Here is a 16,377-nt window from a genome sequence, read left to right as displayed (position 1 = left end):
CAACCCCGACAGCCGCCTCGACGACGGGGAGTTCGAAGTCTGCATCATCGAGCCCTTTCCCGGCACGGCGGCCCTGGGCATCCTCTACCAGCTCTACACCCGCGACTTCGACGCCTCGCTCTACACCCGGCGCCTGCGCTGCCGCTGGGTGGAAATCGAGGTGCCGGGCCAGCAGCAAGTGCTCGGGCAGGTCGACGGGGAACCGCTGGAACTACCAACGCCGATTCGGGCCGAGGTTATTCCGCGGAGCCTGCGGGTGCTGACCCCGCCCACGCCGGCTGCCTGACCACCGCTGGCGCCGTAGCCGCGGGCAGCAGCCGCGCCCGGAACACCTCGGGCGCTGGCTCTCCGGCCGCGGCGCCCGGTTCAAGGGTGCGCAGCCACACTTCCCCGTTCTGGTAGAAGTCGAGGCTGAAAAAGCCCTTGTGCTCGTGAATAAAGGTGGCCTTGCCGCCCGGCTGCACGAAGGCCGTTTTGCTGCCCGCCCCGCTCACCAGGTAGTGGCCCTGGCGGTAATGGAAATACTGCAGGTTGTGGTCGTGGCCCGCCGCGTAGATGACATTGGGAAACTGGTGCAGCACCCGCAGCAGGCGTCGGCGCATCTTGCGGTACTTGGGGTGGGCCATGTCCTCCTCAGCCCCGACGAGTTTGCGGTAGAGTGGGAAGAAGGAGCCCAGCACCGGCAGGGGCACGTAGGCCATCTTATGCACGGCTGTGAGCGGAAAAACGTGCTGCTTGGCCGTGAAATTTCCCCCGTGCAGGGCATTTGAGTACAGCGGGTGGTGGCCGGCCACCACAATCTGCTGGTGGCGGTTCTGGTCCAGAATCCGGTATAGGTCCTGAAAAGGGGCCTTGGCATCAATGGCCGTGCAGCCGGCGGCTTTTCCCAAGGGGCGGAGGCCGTTCTGCACCCACCACTGGGTATTGAGCACGACCAGCAGCAGGTTGTCGGCCAGCTGCACGGTTATGGGCCCCGGGCAGCCCTGGGCGGGCAGGTAATGGGCCGTCGGCAGATGCTCTTGCACGTAGGCTTCTTGGCGCAGCAAATACGCGTAGCCATCGGGCCGGCCTTTGTTCCAGTCGTGGTTGCCGCTCAAAAACACCACCCGGCCCGGATAGGCACGCAGGGCGTCGAGCTGGGCATCGAGGCGGCGCACGGCCGTAGCCCGGCCCGGGTGCTCGGGGGCGGGTAGCCCGGTGGGGTACACGTTGTCGCCGAGCACGACCACCGTGCTGGCGGGCCCGGACTGTTGCATCCAGCTTTGCAGCAGGTTCAGCACCGGGTCGGTGCCGTCGGTGGCTACCGCGCCCAGGTCGCCGACGAGGGCCACGCGGTGGCGCAGGGGCAGGTCGGGGGCCGGCTGCCGGGCTTCCCAGCCGCGCTGGGAGGGCGCCACGTGGGGCTGCCGCCGGTAGCGCCGCTCCTGGTAGTAGCGGTACAGCAGCCACACCGCCAGCAGGGCCGTAATGGCGGTGGCAACGTAAAACAGCAGCAGAAACGAGGACGGTAGCACAGGCAGCAGGGTAGCGAAGGAGTATAGGCTATACGTAACTCATCGGCATACTGCTAACTACTCGCCTCGGCCACCCTTGCCGCGTCACCCGGCCGGGTCTAGAAATTTGGGGGCGTCAGGTTTTTGAAGTGCCCGTTGAGCCGGGCCCGGTCCTTGAGCCGCTCGGTTTCGAGCACAATGGGCAGAATGTGCTCGAGGTGCTCCACCACGATTTCCTGGCGCTCCTGCTCACTGGTGGCTTCCAGAAGCTGGTATTCCTGCTCGGGTGTGAAGCCCAGGTGGTGGGCCACGTCGTAGATGCGGTAGTCGGGGGCCAGGTCCAGAAATAGTTTGCGCAGCCCCAGCGCGTCGTAGAGCTGGCGCACGTAGCCGGTGATGCGCTCCTTGAGCACGGCGTCGGCCTGCGGGTCGTCACGGATATCCTCGATTTGGCCGGCAGCGTAGAGCTTGCCCGGGGCCTGCCGGTGAAAGTCGCGGATGCGGAACACGCCCAGGGCTTTGGTTTTGATGTCCAGCTCCCCGCTGTCGTAGCTTTTCTCCACGCTCAGCAGCTTCATTTCGGTGCCCAGCACGCTTACTCCGTCGTTGAGGTAGGGGGGAATGCCAAAGGTGATGTCCGACTCGATACAGTCGCGCACCAGCTGGCGGTAGCGGGGCTCAAAGATGTGCAGGTTCAGCTTTTCGCCGGGAAATACGACTAGGTTGAGCGGAAATAAGGCGAGCAGACGGGACATACAGGCACAACAGCTAAAACGGAGAAAAGTCCGGGCGCGGGGCCCGAAGAATACGGCGGCGCGGGCACATTTACGCTACTTTTGCGCCCGGGGCCACCTGGGCTCCCCAATTCAACGACGAAGCTTCAGCAAATCAGTGACGGATTACAAAAAATACGCTCGGCCGGCGGCGCGCATCCTGCTGCAGGTGCTGGCCGCCCTCTTTCTGACGTCAGTGGCCTGGGTGCTGGTCTACCGCTGGGTTTCGCCGCCGGCCACCTGGCTGATGCTGGACCGCCGCGCCCACGCCCCGGTGGGCAAGGGCTACTACGGTATCCGGGAGGAAGGGCGCCGCATCAGCTACGATTTCAAGGGCCTGGATGAGGTATCGGCGCACGTGCCGCTGGCCCTGATTGCGGCCGAGGACCAGCTGTTTTTGCAGCACCACGGCTTCGATTTCAACGCCCTGCAGCACGCCGTGAAAGTGAACTGGAACGGCAAGAAGCTCGTCGGGGGCAGCACGATTTCGCAGCAGGTGGCCAAAAACGTGTTTCTCTGGCACGGCCGCAGCTACGTGCGCAAGGCCGCCGAAGCCTACTTTACGGTGCTCATCGAGCTACTCTGGAGCAAGCGCCGCATTATGGAAATGTATCTGAACGTGGCCGAAATGGGGGACTGTATCTTCGGGGTGGAAGCCGCCGCGGAACGGTATTTCCACAAACCCGCCGACCGGCTTTCCCCCGCCGAGGCGGCCCTGCTGGCCGGGGTGTTGCCCAATCCGCTGCGGTTTCGGGCCAGCAACCCCGGGCCCGCGGCCCGCGCCAAGCAGCAGCGGGTGATGCGCAACATGCGGCGGCTGGGCGGCACGCGCTATATTCAGGCTATCTTGGAAGACTAACCCCGCTGCGCATGAAACGACTTTTTACCTCTGTGGTGGGTTGCCTGCTGGTGAGCCTGGCCTTAGCCCAGAAACCGACTACGACCCCGCGCCAGCGCATTCTGCAGGTGATGCAGGCGCAGACCGCCGCCTGGAACCGCGGCGACGTGGCGGCCTACATGCAGGGCTACTGGCAGTCCGACTCACTCGTGTTTATCGGCAAGCGGGGCCTGACTTACGGCTGGCAGCCCACGCTCGACAACTACAAGCGCAGCTACCCCGATGCCGCCGCCATGGGCCAGCTCGACTTTGCCAACCTGCGCATCACGCCCCTGGGCCCCGATGTGGCGCAGGTCGTGGGCAAGTGGCACCTGCGCCGCCCCGCCGCCGGCGACCTGGAAGGTCACTTCCTGCTGGTTTTTCGCCGCCTCAAAGGCCAGTGGGTGATTGTCGCTGACCACTCCAGTTAAGCGTAAAGCAGCGCAGTATTGCCCACCAGAAAGCCCCGTCGGATGTTTCCAATGGGGCTTTTTAGTAACCGGAGGAGCCGATGCTAGTCTTCCCTGGCGGTTTCGTCTTTGTGCTTTTCGTTTTCGACGGCGGGACTGGCTTCGGTGAAGATCAGGCCGGACTTGGCCGCGTGCTCGGCAGCCTGCACCGTGTCCTGGACCAGCAGCATTTCCACTTTATCGTTGCGCAGTTCCTCCGATACTTTTTCCACTAGCGTGGCCCGGTCGGGGCGGAGCACGTCGCGGATGTAAATAGCCAGGATGCGGCCCGGGTGGCGGCGCACTACCTCGCGGTAGATGTTGGCGTCTTCCTGCCCCGAATCGCCGATGAGCACGAAGGGCAGCCGCGGGTAGGTTAGCAGCAGGTTGTCAATTTCGCGCAGCTTATGGTCGTGGTGACTCGACGGGGAGCTGGACTTGCGGGCCCCGATGCCAAAGTCGCGGAGCAGGAGCGGGCCGGGCGGAATCTGGTTGAGCTCCAGGAAGTCGTCGAGCAAATCGTACAGGTTCCAGGGCGAGGAGCTGACGTAGAAAAACGGGTTGTTGCGCTTGCCGTTGCGGCCCAACTGCAGGGCCCGGTAAAATTCGGCCACGCCCTTGAACGGGAGGCGGGAGCGGGCATTGCGCAGCAGCACCGTCCGGGCCATGCGCAGCAAATCGGTGGCCGAGGTCTGAATCACGGTGTCGTCCAGGTCGCTGATAATGCCGTACTCGGCGTCGGCGGGCGGAATGAGCACGGGCGCCGTGGCCTTGAGCCCGACCGGCGTGGGTAGGGGCGCGGGCACCTGCTGCAGCCGCACTTCCACCGGGTACCAGAGAAAGTCGACGGGCGCGGGCAGCGAGGCAGGCTCCAGGTTCAGGGTAAAATAGCCTTCCTCGTCCGTGACGATGGAGTGCTCGGATCCGTCGGAAGGGCATACCAGCAGCTGGGCCCCGGAAATTTCGTTGCTCTCGAACCGGCGGTACATGTCCACCAGGTTGTGCCAGCGCGAGTCGTCGGCCGAGGGTTGCCCCAGACCTTTGTCGGTGAGCAGGCGGCCCTTGACGTAGAGCCGGGTGGGCGTGCCGTAGCTGCGGTAGGTTACAATCTGCAGGGGCTGCAGCAGGCCCAGGCGGTTGCGAACCCGCAGGATCAGGTCGTCGGCGCGCTCGGTCAAATCCCCAAGTTTGTTGAGAATGGAATTCATAGTGGGCGTAAAGAAAGCAAAGCTGGCCCCAGTGCTTACGCGCAAGACCCGGCCAACTGTTGCCCGCACGGCCAAGAATGCGCCGCAAACCGAATCCGATACTCATCAAAAAGGCCCGCTGCCGGAGCCGCGGGCCTTTCGTAGGAAGCTGGGAGTCAGCCAGGTTTAGAGCAGGTTTTTCAGCCCGGCCAGGTTGGTGTCGTTCTGGGTTTTGCCCTGGCATTTAAGCTCGCTGGCCTTGCCCTGGATGGCTTGGATGCGGTTGTCGGGGTTGGGGTGAGTGCTCAGGAACACGGGCTGGCTGGCCTCGCCCAGGCTCTGCGACTTGATAAAGAAGCCCGCTGCGCCGTCGCAGGCGTAATCCGTGCCGCTGAGGTAAACGACCGAGTACATATCGGCCTCGCTTTCAAAGTCGCGGCTGAACTTGAGCTGCCCCAAGCCGGCGGCAATCTGGGCCAGCTGGTTGGGGTTGTCGCCGCCCAGTAGGCTCAGCAGCAGGCTGATGCCATACTGCTGCTGGAGCTGGCGGGAGGTGTGGCGACGGTCAGCGTGCGCAATTTCGTGGGCCAGTACGCCGGCCAGCTGGTCTTCGTGGTCCAGAAACTTGATCAGGCCCGAGTACACGTAAATGTGGCCGCCGGGCGAGGCAAAGGCGTTCAGCGTGGCGTCGTCCTTGATGATTTTCACGTCCCAGACGAAGTCGTTGCGGTGCTGGAGCTGGCCCGAGGAGTTGTTGAGCACTTTGTTGACCACGTTGCCCAGGTAGGCATACGCCTGGTTGTTGCGCGAATCCTTGGGGTCGAGCAGCTGGCCCTTGGCCCGGTAAGTGGAGTCGGTCTGGGCGGCCACCTTGTCGCCGAGGGCAATATCGTCCTGTACCGAAAACAGCAGGACGCCGTCACCGTCGCCGCTGGAGCAGGCGGTCATGGCGGCCGAGCCTGCGGCCAGGGAAAGGAAAAGCAAGGATTTGAAGAGTAGCTGACGCATAGGTAGGTGGAAAGAAAAAGGGAAAAGAAAGGGTGGTACGGGGCAAGCGGCAATGAAAAAACGGTGCCAAAAGTCTCCGGCCCCGATACGGGCCCGGCGCCGCGACTGTTACTGCCAGGCCAAAATTGGGCCACCAACCGCGGCTAGGACCGCCTAGCCGCGGCGGGTCGGCCGCTGGCCGCATTGTGCCGACCAGCGCCCCGCTTTTCCCGACCACGACCGTTCCTGAGCCGGCAGTTCCGGGGCGCGCTTCGCCGTTTGGGCCGCTTTTGCGTACAGAAAGGCTCGTGGCCCAACTCCGGCTGCCGCGCTTTGTTCTTCCCCATGCCCACCACTACTGCTCAGCCGCGGCTGAAAATCAAAAAGAAAAAGCTTCCGCCCCTGGAAGAAGCCCACGAACTCTACAAGGACCCCGCCCGCCAGGCCGAGCTGGCCGGGCTGCGCTACGTCACCGACACCAAGCCCGGTCTGACCCGGCAGGCCGGTCCCGACGGTAGCTTCGCCTTTCTTGATGCCAAGGGCCACCGGGTGACGGACGAGAAAACCCTGGCCCGCATCAGCGGCTTCGTGATTCCGCCGGCCTGGACCGACGTCTGGATTTCGCCCACGGCCAATGCCCACCTGCAGGTGACGGGCCGCGACGCGAAAGGCCGCAAGCAGTACATCTATCATCCCACCTGGGACCAGACCCGGAGCCTGACCAAGTTCAGCCGCCTGCGGGCCTTCGGCGAGAAGCTGCCCGAGTTGCGCCAGCAGATGCAAAAAGACCTCAAGCGCCCCCAGCTCGACAAGGCGAAGGTGGTGGCCCTGGTGCTTACGCTCATGGACCAGTCCTTTATTCGGGTCGGCAATAAGGAATATGCCAAGAAAAACAAGAGCTACGGTCTGACCACCCTGCGCGACCGGCACGTGCAGGTGGCCGGCGACGAAGTGCGCTTCACTTTCGTGGGCAAGAAAGGTGTACCCCACGATGTGACCCTGCACGACCGGAAACTGGCCCGCATGGTGCAGAAGTGCAAGGAAATTCCCGGCCAGCACCTGTTTCAGTACTACGCCCCCGACGGACACCGGGCCGAGCTGGAGTCCGGCGACGTGAACAGCTACTTGCACGAGACGACCGGGCTAAGCCTCTCGGCCAAGGACTTTCGCACTTGGGGCGGCACGGTGAAGATGGTAGACTGCCTCGAGGCCATTCTGCGCGAGGAGCCCGAGCTTCCCAAAGCCAAGGTGCTCAAAAAGGCTGTCAAAGACGTGGCCGCGGGCCTGGGCAACACGCCCACGGTATGCTCCAAGTATTACATTCACCCCCAGGTTGTCGAGCTGTTTGAGTCCGGCAAGCTCATCGACTACCTGCGCAAGCACGACGTGGACCCCACCGAAAAAGACGTGCTGACGCCCACCGAGCACATGGTGCTCGACATGCTGGCGGAAGTGTAGGTTCCGGCAGTTTTTTGCTTTTTGCGGGGAAAGTTCTTCGCCACGCTGCCTGCCATGCATCCTTTACGCACTTATATCCAGCGCTTCGTGCCCCTGACCGATGCGGAGTGGGCCGCGCTGGAAACGTCCCTGCAACCCCGAAAATTAGCCCGCAAGGCCCACTTTGCGCGGATTGGCGAACCAGCCTCCGACATTGCCCTGGTCGTGTCGGGGGCCTGCCGGCTCTACTACGTGCGCCCCGATGGCGAGGAAATAACCACGTATTTCTTCTTCGAAAATCACCTGATGGCTTCCTACAGCAGTTGCCTGAGTGGGCAGCCCAGCCGCCTGGCCCTTGAGCCCACCGAGCTGCTGGTATTCCCGTACGCCCGGCTGCGGCAGCTCTACGACGAGTTTCCCGTCTACGAGCGGTTTGGGCGTCTGCTGGCCGAGTACCACCTGCTGGGCACCGACGAGCGAATGACGGAGCTGCTGCTGCTCAGCCCCGAGCAACGCTACCAAACTCTGCTGGCCAGTACCAAAACCAAGATTATGGCCCGGATTCCGCAGCGCTATGTGGCGTCTTACCTGGGCATCACGCCCGTGTCGCTGAGCCGCATCCGGGCCCGGATGGCGACTGAGAGCAGCTGAACTTCTTAGCGTTTGTTAACGATTCCGGCCCGGTCGGGCGCCGACCTTTGAAGCATATTCTCACCCAAGCTTCACGGCGTCATGAAAAATCTCCTCAAATTCGAAGAACTGGCCCAACTGCTGGCCGCCGGTTACGTTTTTGCCCACCTTCCCTACGCTTGGTGGGTGTTTCCGGCCACCCTGTTTTTGCCGGACCTGAGCATGCTGGGCTACTTGGCTGGGCCTCGCCTGGGGGCTGCCAGCTACAACCTGGGCCACCACAAAGCGCTGGCTCTGGCCGTGGGGCTGCTGGGCCTGGTGCTGGCTGTGCCCGCCCTGCAGCTGGCGGGCACCATGCTCTTTGCCCACGCCGCCTTCGACCGGACTATGGGCTACGGGCTCAAGTATGCCACGGGATTCAAGTTCACTCACCTGGGCGCCATTGGCCAACCCGAATTGGCTTAGCCGGCTAATATCCTTCCCGGTCGTAGGCGTGCATGCGCACACCCTTTTCAGTTTTGTCGCGCAGGTCGGGGCTGTCGGCGAATATGTTGCCGCGCTTGGTGTCGAAGTACACGGCTTTCTTGCCCCCGTGCCGCACCAACGACGAGTCGAGGACCTTGTCCTCATCGGGGCCGCCGAAAATGTCGATTCGGATGCCCCGGCCCACTTCCCCGCGGATGTCGAACACATCTTCGCCGTCGAGGCCGTGCAGGGTGATGCGCCGGGTTTCGGCCGTGCGAAACAGGCGCTGGTAGAGCAGGGAGTCAGCCCGGGGCTTCTCGTCCTTGCCCGGCAGGTGATACACGCTCACCAGCGTAGTCGAATCGGTGAGGCGCTGGACCACGAAGTGCTCGGCTTCGTCGGTGCCCGCCACCGTGACCCGGCTGGCCAGCTGTTGGTAAAACGTGCGGGCCGCCGCGGGCAGCGCCGCCCGGCGGGCCTGCAGGGCAGCCACGGTGCGCGGGCCTTCCTGGGCATACACCGGCGCGGGCAGCCGGCGAATGGCCCGCTGAATCACGTCGTCAGTCAGGCGCTGCTGCAAGTCGAGGGCCAGCTGCTGAAACTGGGCAGCCGTCACCTCGGGCAGGGCTCGCTCATCAATAAAGCGGGCATTCTTGACCAGTCCTCCGATATCCTCGTAGCGGGGCTTAAAGGTGCGGAACTTGCGCACGGCCCACCGTCGGCTGGCCAACCACGGAATCAGCCCGTCGTCGAAGCGGTAGAATACCTGGTCCCGGTCCTTGGGAATGGGGTGGTAGAGGGTGCGCCCCGCTTTTTCGTATACTGCCCATTGCCACTGCCCCTCGTGCCGGTCCCAGTCGCCGAGCCAGAGGTCGAGCAGGCGGGCGCGGGCAAAAGCGAGCTGGTCGATCTGGTGGCTGGGCTGGGCGTAGCGGGCGCGCAGGATCTGGTCGCTGTCCTGCAGATCCTGGGCTTTGCCAAAGGCGGGCGTCAGGTTGGCTTTGCCATCAAACTTTTCCTCCAGCATCACCACCTTGCCCTGAAATGAGGCCGAGGAGGCGCCCAGGCCCTGCTCGTCGAGGCGCACGTAGTAGGGGCGGGGGGTGGTGTGAAAGACGCCGGCGGCCTCCGCCAGGGAGGGCACGGTAAAGGCCGCGAATGGGTTGGCGGCGCTGGTGGCGTCGCGCACGATGTTGAGCAGAAACGTCTTCTGCATCACCTTGGGCAGGGTCTTATAAGGGTCTTTGTCGAGGGTGCGCAGGGCGTACGTGTGGCCGTCGGCGCCTAGTACGGTCATGCTGGTGCTCTGGAAGCCCCCGCCCATCTTACCCGGTTTCAGTCCGCCCGGCACCACGGTGCTCAAGTTCAGCACCGGCAGCGTCACCGGGGTGGCCCAGACCCGCCGGTAGTGGGGCCCGAAAAACAGATTGTGCACGCCCCCGCGTTGGTAATGCCGGCCTACCGTCACCCGGGCGCTGTCGGCCGCGGGCTCCTGGCCGGCCGGGGCGGGCAGGCGGGCATCAGACTGAAAATAATGCTGCCGGGCGCAGCCGCAGCTGCCCAGCAGCAGCAGAATGAGGGGTACACGAAGGGTCATCGGGGGCGGAAAAGCGCGTCTTGCATCCTTCAACGCAGGTGGCGAGGAAAAGTGGACAGTAGGGCGGGGCGGAGGCCAAGCACAACCGCTGGGCGCGGGTTTGCGCTATAAGGCAACGTCGGCGCTGCCGCCGGCCGTCTTCCGCCGCCTTTTTTCCGCCGCCGTGCCTTCCTCTTCACTTTCGTTGCCTCCCGTCGTTGCGGCTAATCTGCTAGCTGGTTGTCTGTTGCTGGTTTCCTGCTCGGCCCCGGCCGCGCCCCGGCTCGCGCTACCCGCCATTGGCCCCGACTCCACCGTGCAAGTAGCGGCCGGACCCCAGTACATGCGCGGGGCGGTGCACCAGTTTTTTTGGGGCAAACATTACCGCAAGCTCTGGGCCGTGCCCGTGCGGGCCCGGGTGCTCAACCTGCGCACAGCCGTACCCGGCGGCCTGACGCCCACCGTGGCCGGGGGCAGCTTCCAGACCAAAAACCTACGCCTCGTTGATAAGCAGGGGGTGGAATACGTGCTGCGCTCCGTGGACAAGGACGCCACTAAAGCCCTGCCCGAGGGCCTGCGCGAAGGACCCGTGGGCAAGCTCATGAAGGACCAGACCAGCGTCATCAATCCCTACGGGGCCTACATCGTACCCCGGCTGGCCGAGGCGGCCGGCGTCTACCACACCACCCCGCGGCTGGTGTACGTGGCCGACGACCCGGCCCTGGGCCCGTTTCGGCAGAGCTACGCCAACGCGTTGTATTTACTGGAGGAGCGGCCCGAGGGCGACCAGAGCACCGTGCGCAGCTTCGGCCGCTCGGCCCGGGTGGAAAGCTCCCGCAAGGTGTTCACCAACTTGGTGACAACCGCCCGGGGCCGCGTCGATGCCCGGCAGTATTTGCGGGCCCGTCTGTTTGATATGTGGGTTGGCGACTGGAGTCGCCGGGAAGACCAATGGCGCTGGGCCAGCTTTCCGGGCCGGGGGGGCGCTACCGTCTACCGCGCCATTCCCCGCGACCGGGACCACGCCTTTTTCAAGTTCGACGACGGGCTGCTGACCCATATTATCAGCTGGGTGAAGTCCAACTACCAGAGCTTCCACGCCACCATTCGCCTCAGCGACGTGGAAGGCCTGAACCGGGCCGCCCGCCCGCTCGACAAGTCCCTGCTTGTGTACCTGACGGCCGCCGACTTCCGCCAGGTAGCCGACTCCATGCGCTTGAGCTTGTCGGATCAGGTGATAGAGCAGGCCCTGGTCGTGTGGCCGCCGGAGGTGTATGCCCTGGCCGGGGCCGAGTTCAACCACAATCTGCGCAGCCGCCGTGACCAGCTGCCCGCCGTGGCGGCCAAGTTCTATGAGCTCTTGGCCCGGGAAGTGGAAATTCCCGGGACCGACGAGGCGGAGCGGTTTGTGCTCGAACCCATGGGGCCGGGCCAACTGCGGGTGCAGGTGCTGAGCCTGCGCGCCGGCCGTCCCGACAGCCTGCTCAACCAGCGCACCTTCACCTACCCCGACACCCGCTCCATCAAGCTGTTCGGTCTTGGTGGCAACGACGTGTTCGACCTCCGCGGCCTGCCCGACCACCGGTTTGCCGTCGGCATCTACGACGGGGCGGGGCAGGATTCCGTCACCTGGAAAACCCCGGCTTCCCCGTCTAAGCAGCCCACCAACGTGATGGTGTATGACAGCGGCGACGGCAACACCATCAACGTGGCCAAGCCTATCAAAACCGAGGGGTATGTGCCTGCGGCCACCGAATTTGACGCCGCTGGCTGGCTGCTGCGGCACCGGCTGTTCTAAGGCTGGGGCCGGTAGCTGGGCTACTTTAATTGGATTCTAAGCTCAGCGGTGACAACCCTAGTGCGGGGCCGGCGCGTTAGCCTCTTTATGCGACTCGCCAAACACACGGACCTACGGGACGGCAGCTCCTGCGAGCTGCTCTTCGATGAGAACAACAACTGGCTCCGGGCCAATTGGCTGGGTTACGTCGATCCGCAGGAGGCTTACAACGGGGCCCGCATGTTTTTGCAGTCCCAGCAGGAGCTGCGCTGCGCGTACCTGCTCAACGACAACAGCCGCCTGCAAGGGCCCTGGTTTGATTCCGTAGAGTGGCTGCGCACGGTGTGGGCGCCGCGGGTGCAGGAACTGGGCCTGCGTTACATTGCCCACGTAACCCAGCCCCGGGAATTGCTGGATGAAGCCACACTTACTCCGTTTTTCTTCGTGGCCGGCCTCCAGCTCCAGCTCTTCGACGACGTGGCGTCGGCCGAAGACTGGCTGCGCGGGCAGCAGACGCCCGTAGCTTAGTCGTGTGCGTACGAGCTCAGGCGCAGCGCAGCCACTCGGCCGCCCGCCGGTCGTCTTCGAAGTAGCGCACCGTCAGCGGCATTCCGCCCAGCTGCTGCACCACCTGCACAATGCTGGTGCGGCTGGCTAGGTCGTGGGCCTCCACGACGGCCCCGTGCCGGTAACCGGCCTCGGCAATGGCGCGGGGCACCCAATTTTCGCTTAGCCAGGCCTGGTCGGCGGGCTGTAGCGGGGGCATCAGCTGGTGGTCGGATAGAATCTTGGTGAAGCCGCTGACCCGCAGCAACTGCAATACTTGCTCGTAGATGGTGCGCAGCACGCTGCTTTGAATGGGTACCGGGTTCCAGTCGATGCGGGCGTAGCCGTCGGCGTGTTCAAGTACGCTAGCCAGCTCGTTGTGAAAATACAGCGAGGCGTTGGTCGGATACAGTAAGTGGGCCATGGGTGGCAGCAGGGTAGAGCGTCATAAGAAGAAAAACCAACTGCAATAGGATAGGTAGGGCGGACCCTAGTATACGGCTTATTGCGCAGCTTCGCTACTGCCCAGCCGGTGTTAATGCTTTTTTTGTTGTGCCAATTGTTTCGCTCTCCTCATTGAGCGGCAAGAAAACGCCCCGGTCAGCCGGGCTGACCGGGGCGGCACCGGGAGTGGCCGGGCACTATTTAAACACCTTCACTTTGTCTTTGTGCTTGGTGCGCAGGTAGCCGCGGATAATCTGCTGCACGTCCTTGTTGTCGTTGTAGCGGGTAATGACCTCGACAAAGTCCTTGAACCGGCGGGCCGAGAAGGTCTCATCGACGTAGCCAAAACCCAGGTAGCGCCCATTTTCAACCACGACCACTGTTTTCTCGTCGGCGCGCCGGCCCTGCCCGATGATGACGAAGGAGCCGTGCTCGTAGGTGAAGCTCTCAATGGCTTCCTCCACGCGCTTGTTGTATTCCTCGGCGGGCTCCAGGCCCAGGCAGGCGCCCTTGCAGCGGTGCACCTGGTAGTCGAAGCAGGAGCCCTGGGTTTTGTACAGGTCGCAGAGCTTCTGGCAGAGGTTGAACTTGGACACCTTGTGAAACAGAAAGCCCTTGGCCTTGAACTGATTGCCCAGCGCAATCAGCGGGTGAGACTCGGCGTGGTCGTCGGCCTTGCCGTAGTAGAGGCGCTTGTAGCCGTTTTCGTCGGTGCGCAGGAAAATGCCGGCCGGAAACACCGACCGGCGCTGAGCCCGGTTGTAGAGCGGCTTCATGCGCTTGATTTCGTGCGACTCGTAGAGCAGGGCCACCAGCTCCGAGCCGGTCAGCTCCCAGGTGATATCCGAAATCGAGTTCTTGAACTCCAGGCTCTTGCGCGACTTATAGTCGACGGCGAAGTGCTGCTGAATCCGCTTGTAGATGTTGATGCTCTTGCCGACGTAGATAACCTCGCCGGCCTCGTTGTGAAAGTAATACACCCCGGCTTCCTGGGGCAGGGAAGCCACTTTTTCGGGGGTGATGTTGGGTGGGAGCAGGGCCGTTTTGATGGCCTGTTGCACGGCTGCCACCCGTTTGGGGCTGGGCTGCTTGGCCGCGGCGGGGCGGCGCCCGGCGGGGGCCACCGCATCCACGGCCGCCAGCGTGTCGGCGGCGGAAACGGCGGGGTTGGTCAGCGCCTCTTCCTGCTGGGTGATTTTGAGCAGCCGGTCGAACAGGATGGCCGTGGCGGCGGCGTCGCCGGCGGCCCGGTGCCGGCCTTCGAGCGGAATGCCGATGTTCTGGCAGAGCTTGCCGAGGCTGTAGCTCGGCTGGCCCGGAATCAGGGACCGGCTCAGGCGCACCGTGCACAGGGTTTTGCGCGAGTAGTTGTAGCCTAAGTCGGCAAACTCCTTTTTCAGAAAAGAGTAGTCGAACCGCACGTTGTGGGCCACGAACACGCAGCCCTCGGTCATTTCCACAATTTTGCGGGCCACCTCGTGAAACTTGGGCGCGTCGCGCACCATGTCGTTGGTGATGCCCGTGAGCTGGCTGATAAACGTCGGAATCGGGCGGCCCGGATTGAGCAGCGTATCAAACTGGTCCACGACTTTCTCGCCGTCGTGAATAAAGATGGCAACTTCCGTGATGCGGTCCTGGGTGGGCTGTCCGCCGGTAGTTTCAAGGTCAATGATGGCGTACAAAGGCGGGTCGGAAACGGGTCGGGGAATATTAAGATAGGTAGTAACAAAGATACACCCCTGGAAAGTTGTGAAATGGTGAAGTGGTGAGCTGGTGCAATGGTAAGTTGCCGTTCTGGCGGGCCTGGCCCTGACAGCGCATTTCGCGCCTCCAAAATGTCAAACTCACCAACTCACCATTTCACTAGTTCACCACTCCGCCTCTCACATCGTGCGCCGGGCGGCAAAACGGTTTTTGATGAGCTGGATTTCGCCCTGCTGGCGCCGTAGCAGCTCCCGGGCCTCGTCCACGAGCTCCTCCGATTCCAGGGCCAGGTCGTAGCTGGCCAGGGCCGCCGCGTCACCGGTTTCGCACTCGCCCAGGATGGCCCGGTCGTCGGGGTCCACCAGGGCCGACTTCAGGTTGATCCAGCTGCGGTGAAAGGCGGCCACGGCGTCCGTTACGGCGCCTTCCACAGTACTTTCCTCGCTGGGCGGCTCCACGCCAAATCGGATGGCCTGCTCCTCCAGCTCCACCGCAAACTGAGTGCGCTGCTCGCTGTAGCGCCGCAGCTCGGCCTTCAGGTCGGGGTTGTCGACGGCCTCGGCCGCCTCCAGGTAGCCTTTGATGGCCGCCTTATTAATAACGACCAGGTCGTTGTAGATGCGGGCAGTTTCACCGGTAATCAGAGCCATGGTGCAGAAGGGTGGAGGTGAGAAAAAATCAGGCCGCACGGCCGGGCGCCTGCTGACTTATACCAGGGCCGGGGGAGTAGGGTTGTGCCCGGCCCCGGCCCCCTGACGGCCAACGAAAAGCCCCGCCAAACGAATCCGGCGGGGCTTTGTGGCTATTAAGGGCCGGGCGGGTCAGGCCTTGCCCAGGGCTCGAAGCCATAATCGTCGCATGAAGCCGGGGTGACGGGTTTCGGGCTTCTTGGTGGAGTCTTCGCCCTCGGCCGTGTCGCCGAGCAGGAAGCCCCAGGGCTCGGTGGTTTTGCTGGCATCGAGCACCACCTTGAGCACGGCCACCAGCGGAATGCTCAGGATCATGCCCGGCGTGCCCCAGAGCTCGGCGCCCAGCACCAGCGCCATAATGGCGGCCATCGGGTTGATGCTGACCTGGGAGCCCGTAATCATGGGCGTGATGAAGTTGCCCTCCAGAAACTGCACAAACATAAACACCCCGATTACGGCCGCCGCCCGCAGCGGGGAGCCGGTTTCGACCAGCGTGATGATGGCCGGGATGGTGGCCCCGATCATAATGCCGATGTAGGGAATCACGGCCAGCACGGAGGCGAAAATGGCGAAGAACACGGCAAACTTCACGCCCAGGGCCAGCAGGCCCACCGCGTTGAGCACGGCCACAATCACAATCACCTTCAGCAGGCCCGAAATGTAGGCCTGCACCACGGTCTGAATGTTATCGACGGTGTGCAGCACGGTGGTGCGCTTGTCGGGGCTCACGAAGCGGAACATGAACTGGCGCAGGTGGTCGCGGTAGAGCAGCAGACAGAAGATGTAAATCGGCACCTGAATCAGGTTGCTGACTACGGCCGAGGTGGTGTTGAGCGTGGTGCCCAGGTAGGTGCTGCCCGACTTTTTGAGCGACTTAATCGTGGTGTCCTTGAGCTCTTCCTCGCTCATGGGCTCGATGCCGAAGCGGCGGGCGGCCCATTCCTGGCCGTCGTGGAAAAACTGCAGCAGCTTGTCCTGCAGCTTGGGTAGCTCGCTCTTGAACTGGCCCAGCTGCGACCCGAAGCCGACGATAATGCCGGCGAAGAGCAGGGCCAGCAGCAGCAAACACAGAATAATGGCCCAGACCCGACCCAGCCCGCGCCGCTCAAACCAGCGGCAGAGCGGCAGCAGCAGCAGGGCAAACAGGATGGAAAACAGCAGCGGCAGCAGGATACTGTCGAGCTTGTGCAGCACGAACACCAGCAGCGACAGTCCCACGAGCATAAACGTGTAGTGGATGACCGGCGACTGCCGCACCTGCGCGGGCGGGGTGGCGTGGTGCGGCTGGTTGATGGGGTTCGGTCTGGGTAGCATAGGCTAAAAAAATTGGGAAAGTGCGAGGG

17 protein-coding genes are annotated in these 16,377 nt (G+C 63.4%); 8 read left to right on the top strand and 9 right to left on the bottom strand.

Translation table 11 applies throughout. The features are described 5' to 3' along the window. Positions 1–286 (top strand): diacylglycerol/lipid kinase family protein (locus tag EWM57_RS21240; protein WP_394345431.1); only part of this gene is annotated, 286 nt, incomplete at its 5' end. Here the strand turns inward: EWM57_RS21240 and EWM57_RS18300 are convergent. Beyond that, positions 237–1,514, bottom strand: coding sequence for a metallophosphoesterase (locus tag EWM57_RS18300; RefSeq protein WP_242510137.1), 1,278 nt, complete (start codon positions 1,512–1,514; stop codon positions 237–239). The two genes, EWM57_RS21240 and EWM57_RS18300, sit on opposite strands and share 50 nt — an antisense overlap. A 98-nt stretch (positions 1,515–1,612) precedes the next feature. After that, on the bottom strand, positions 1,613–2,248 hold the full coding sequence (locus EWM57_RS18295; protein ID WP_129922733.1) for an LON peptidase substrate-binding domain-containing protein: 636 nt from the start codon (positions 2,246–2,248) through the stop codon (positions 1,613–1,615). Between the two features lie 136 nt (positions 2,249–2,384). On the opposite strand from EWM57_RS18295, the gene mtgA reads away from it, so the two are divergent. Beyond that, positions 2,385–3,125, top strand: coding sequence for a monofunctional biosynthetic peptidoglycan transglycosylase (mtgA, locus tag EWM57_RS18290; RefSeq protein ID WP_129922732.1), 741 nt, complete (start codon positions 2,385–2,387; stop codon positions 3,123–3,125). An 11-nt stretch (positions 3,126–3,136) separates the two neighbouring features. Then, positions 3,137–3,574, top strand: coding sequence for a YybH family protein (locus EWM57_RS18285; protein WP_129922730.1), 438 nt, complete (start codon positions 3,137–3,139; stop codon positions 3,572–3,574). An 83-nt stretch (positions 3,575–3,657) separates the two neighbouring features. On the opposite strand, the gene EWM57_RS18280 is transcribed toward EWM57_RS18285, so the two are convergent. Beyond that, positions 3,658–4,800, bottom strand: a complete 1,143-nt coding sequence (locus tag EWM57_RS18280; RefSeq protein WP_129922728.1) for an App1 family protein — start codon at positions 4,798–4,800, stop codon at positions 3,658–3,660. Between the two features lie 165 nt (positions 4,801–4,965). After that, positions 4,966–5,787 carry a M48 family metalloprotease gene (locus EWM57_RS18275; protein ID WP_129922726.1) on the bottom strand — a complete coding sequence of 274 codons (822 nt, stop codon included), beginning with the start codon at positions 5,785–5,787 and terminating at the stop codon, positions 4,966–4,968. Positions 5,788–6,111: 324 nt separating this feature from the next. Between EWM57_RS18275 and EWM57_RS18270 the strand changes: the two genes are divergently transcribed. From EWM57_RS18270 to EWM57_RS18260, 3 genes are all read left to right on the top strand, one after another. Continuing rightward, a complete protein-coding gene (locus EWM57_RS18270; RefSeq protein WP_129922724.1) occupies positions 6,112–7,224 on the top strand; it encodes a DNA topoisomerase IB in 1,113 nt (370 codons plus the stop codon). A gap of 54 nt (positions 7,225–7,278) precedes the next feature. Then, positions 7,279–7,854, top strand: coding sequence for a Crp/Fnr family transcriptional regulator (locus EWM57_RS18265; RefSeq protein ID WP_129922722.1), 576 nt, complete (start codon positions 7,279–7,281; stop codon positions 7,852–7,854). Between the two features lie 81 nt (positions 7,855–7,935). Next, a complete protein-coding gene (locus EWM57_RS18260; protein WP_129922720.1) occupies positions 7,936–8,298 on the top strand; it encodes a DUF4260 domain-containing protein in 363 nt (120 codons plus the stop codon). A gap of 4 nt (positions 8,299–8,302) precedes the next feature. On the opposite strand, the gene EWM57_RS18255 is transcribed toward EWM57_RS18260, so the two are convergent. Beyond that, on the bottom strand, positions 8,303–9,895 hold the full coding sequence (locus EWM57_RS18255) for a hypothetical protein (protein ID WP_129922718.1): 1,593 nt from the start codon (positions 9,893–9,895) through the stop codon (positions 8,303–8,305). A 163-nt stretch (positions 9,896–10,058) separates the two neighbouring features. Here EWM57_RS18255 and EWM57_RS18250 point away from each other — a divergent pair, with 163 nt between their 5' ends. Together EWM57_RS18250 and EWM57_RS18245 are read left to right on the top strand one after the other, a co-directional pair. Next, on the top strand, positions 10,059–11,672 hold the full coding sequence (locus EWM57_RS18250; RefSeq protein ID WP_165370568.1) for a hypothetical protein: 1,614 nt from the start codon (positions 10,059–10,061) through the stop codon (positions 11,670–11,672). An 87-nt stretch (positions 11,673–11,759) separates the two neighbouring features. Continuing rightward, entirely contained in the window at positions 11,760–12,179 is a 420-nt protein-coding gene (locus EWM57_RS18245) for a hypothetical protein (RefSeq protein WP_129922714.1), read from the top strand. Positions 12,180–12,195: 16 nt separating this feature from the next. Here EWM57_RS18245 and EWM57_RS18240 read toward each other — a convergent pair whose 3' ends face one another. From EWM57_RS18240 to EWM57_RS18225, 4 genes are all read right to left on the bottom strand, one after another. Continuing rightward, complete coding sequence (locus tag EWM57_RS18240; RefSeq protein WP_129922712.1) at positions 12,196–12,621, bottom strand: hypothetical protein; 426 nt, start codon at positions 12,619–12,621, stop codon at positions 12,196–12,198. A 217-nt stretch (positions 12,622–12,838) separates the two neighbouring features. Further along, positions 12,839–14,323, bottom strand: a complete 1,485-nt coding sequence (locus EWM57_RS18235; protein WP_129922710.1) for an exonuclease domain-containing protein — start codon at positions 14,321–14,323, stop codon at positions 12,839–12,841. Positions 14,324–14,524: 201 nt separating this feature from the next. Beyond that, positions 14,525–14,995: a ferritin-like domain-containing protein gene (locus EWM57_RS18230; RefSeq protein WP_129922708.1), complete on the bottom strand. Its 471-nt coding sequence runs from the start codon at positions 14,993–14,995 to the stop codon at positions 14,525–14,527. 171 nt (positions 14,996–15,166) lie between these two features. Next, positions 15,167–16,348: an AI-2E family transporter gene (locus EWM57_RS18225; protein WP_242510136.1), complete on the bottom strand. Its 1,182-nt coding sequence runs from the start codon at positions 16,346–16,348 to the stop codon at positions 15,167–15,169. Positions 16,349–16,377 lie beyond the last annotated feature (29 nt).

It is taken from the genome of Hymenobacter persicinus (assembly GCF_004167665.1).
Taxonomy (GTDB): Bacteria; Bacteroidota; Bacteroidia; order Cytophagales; family Hymenobacteraceae; genus Hymenobacter; species Hymenobacter persicinus.
The sequence above is the reverse complement of the archived record's forward strand: the minus strand, read 5'-3'. Positions and strand labels throughout refer to the sequence as shown.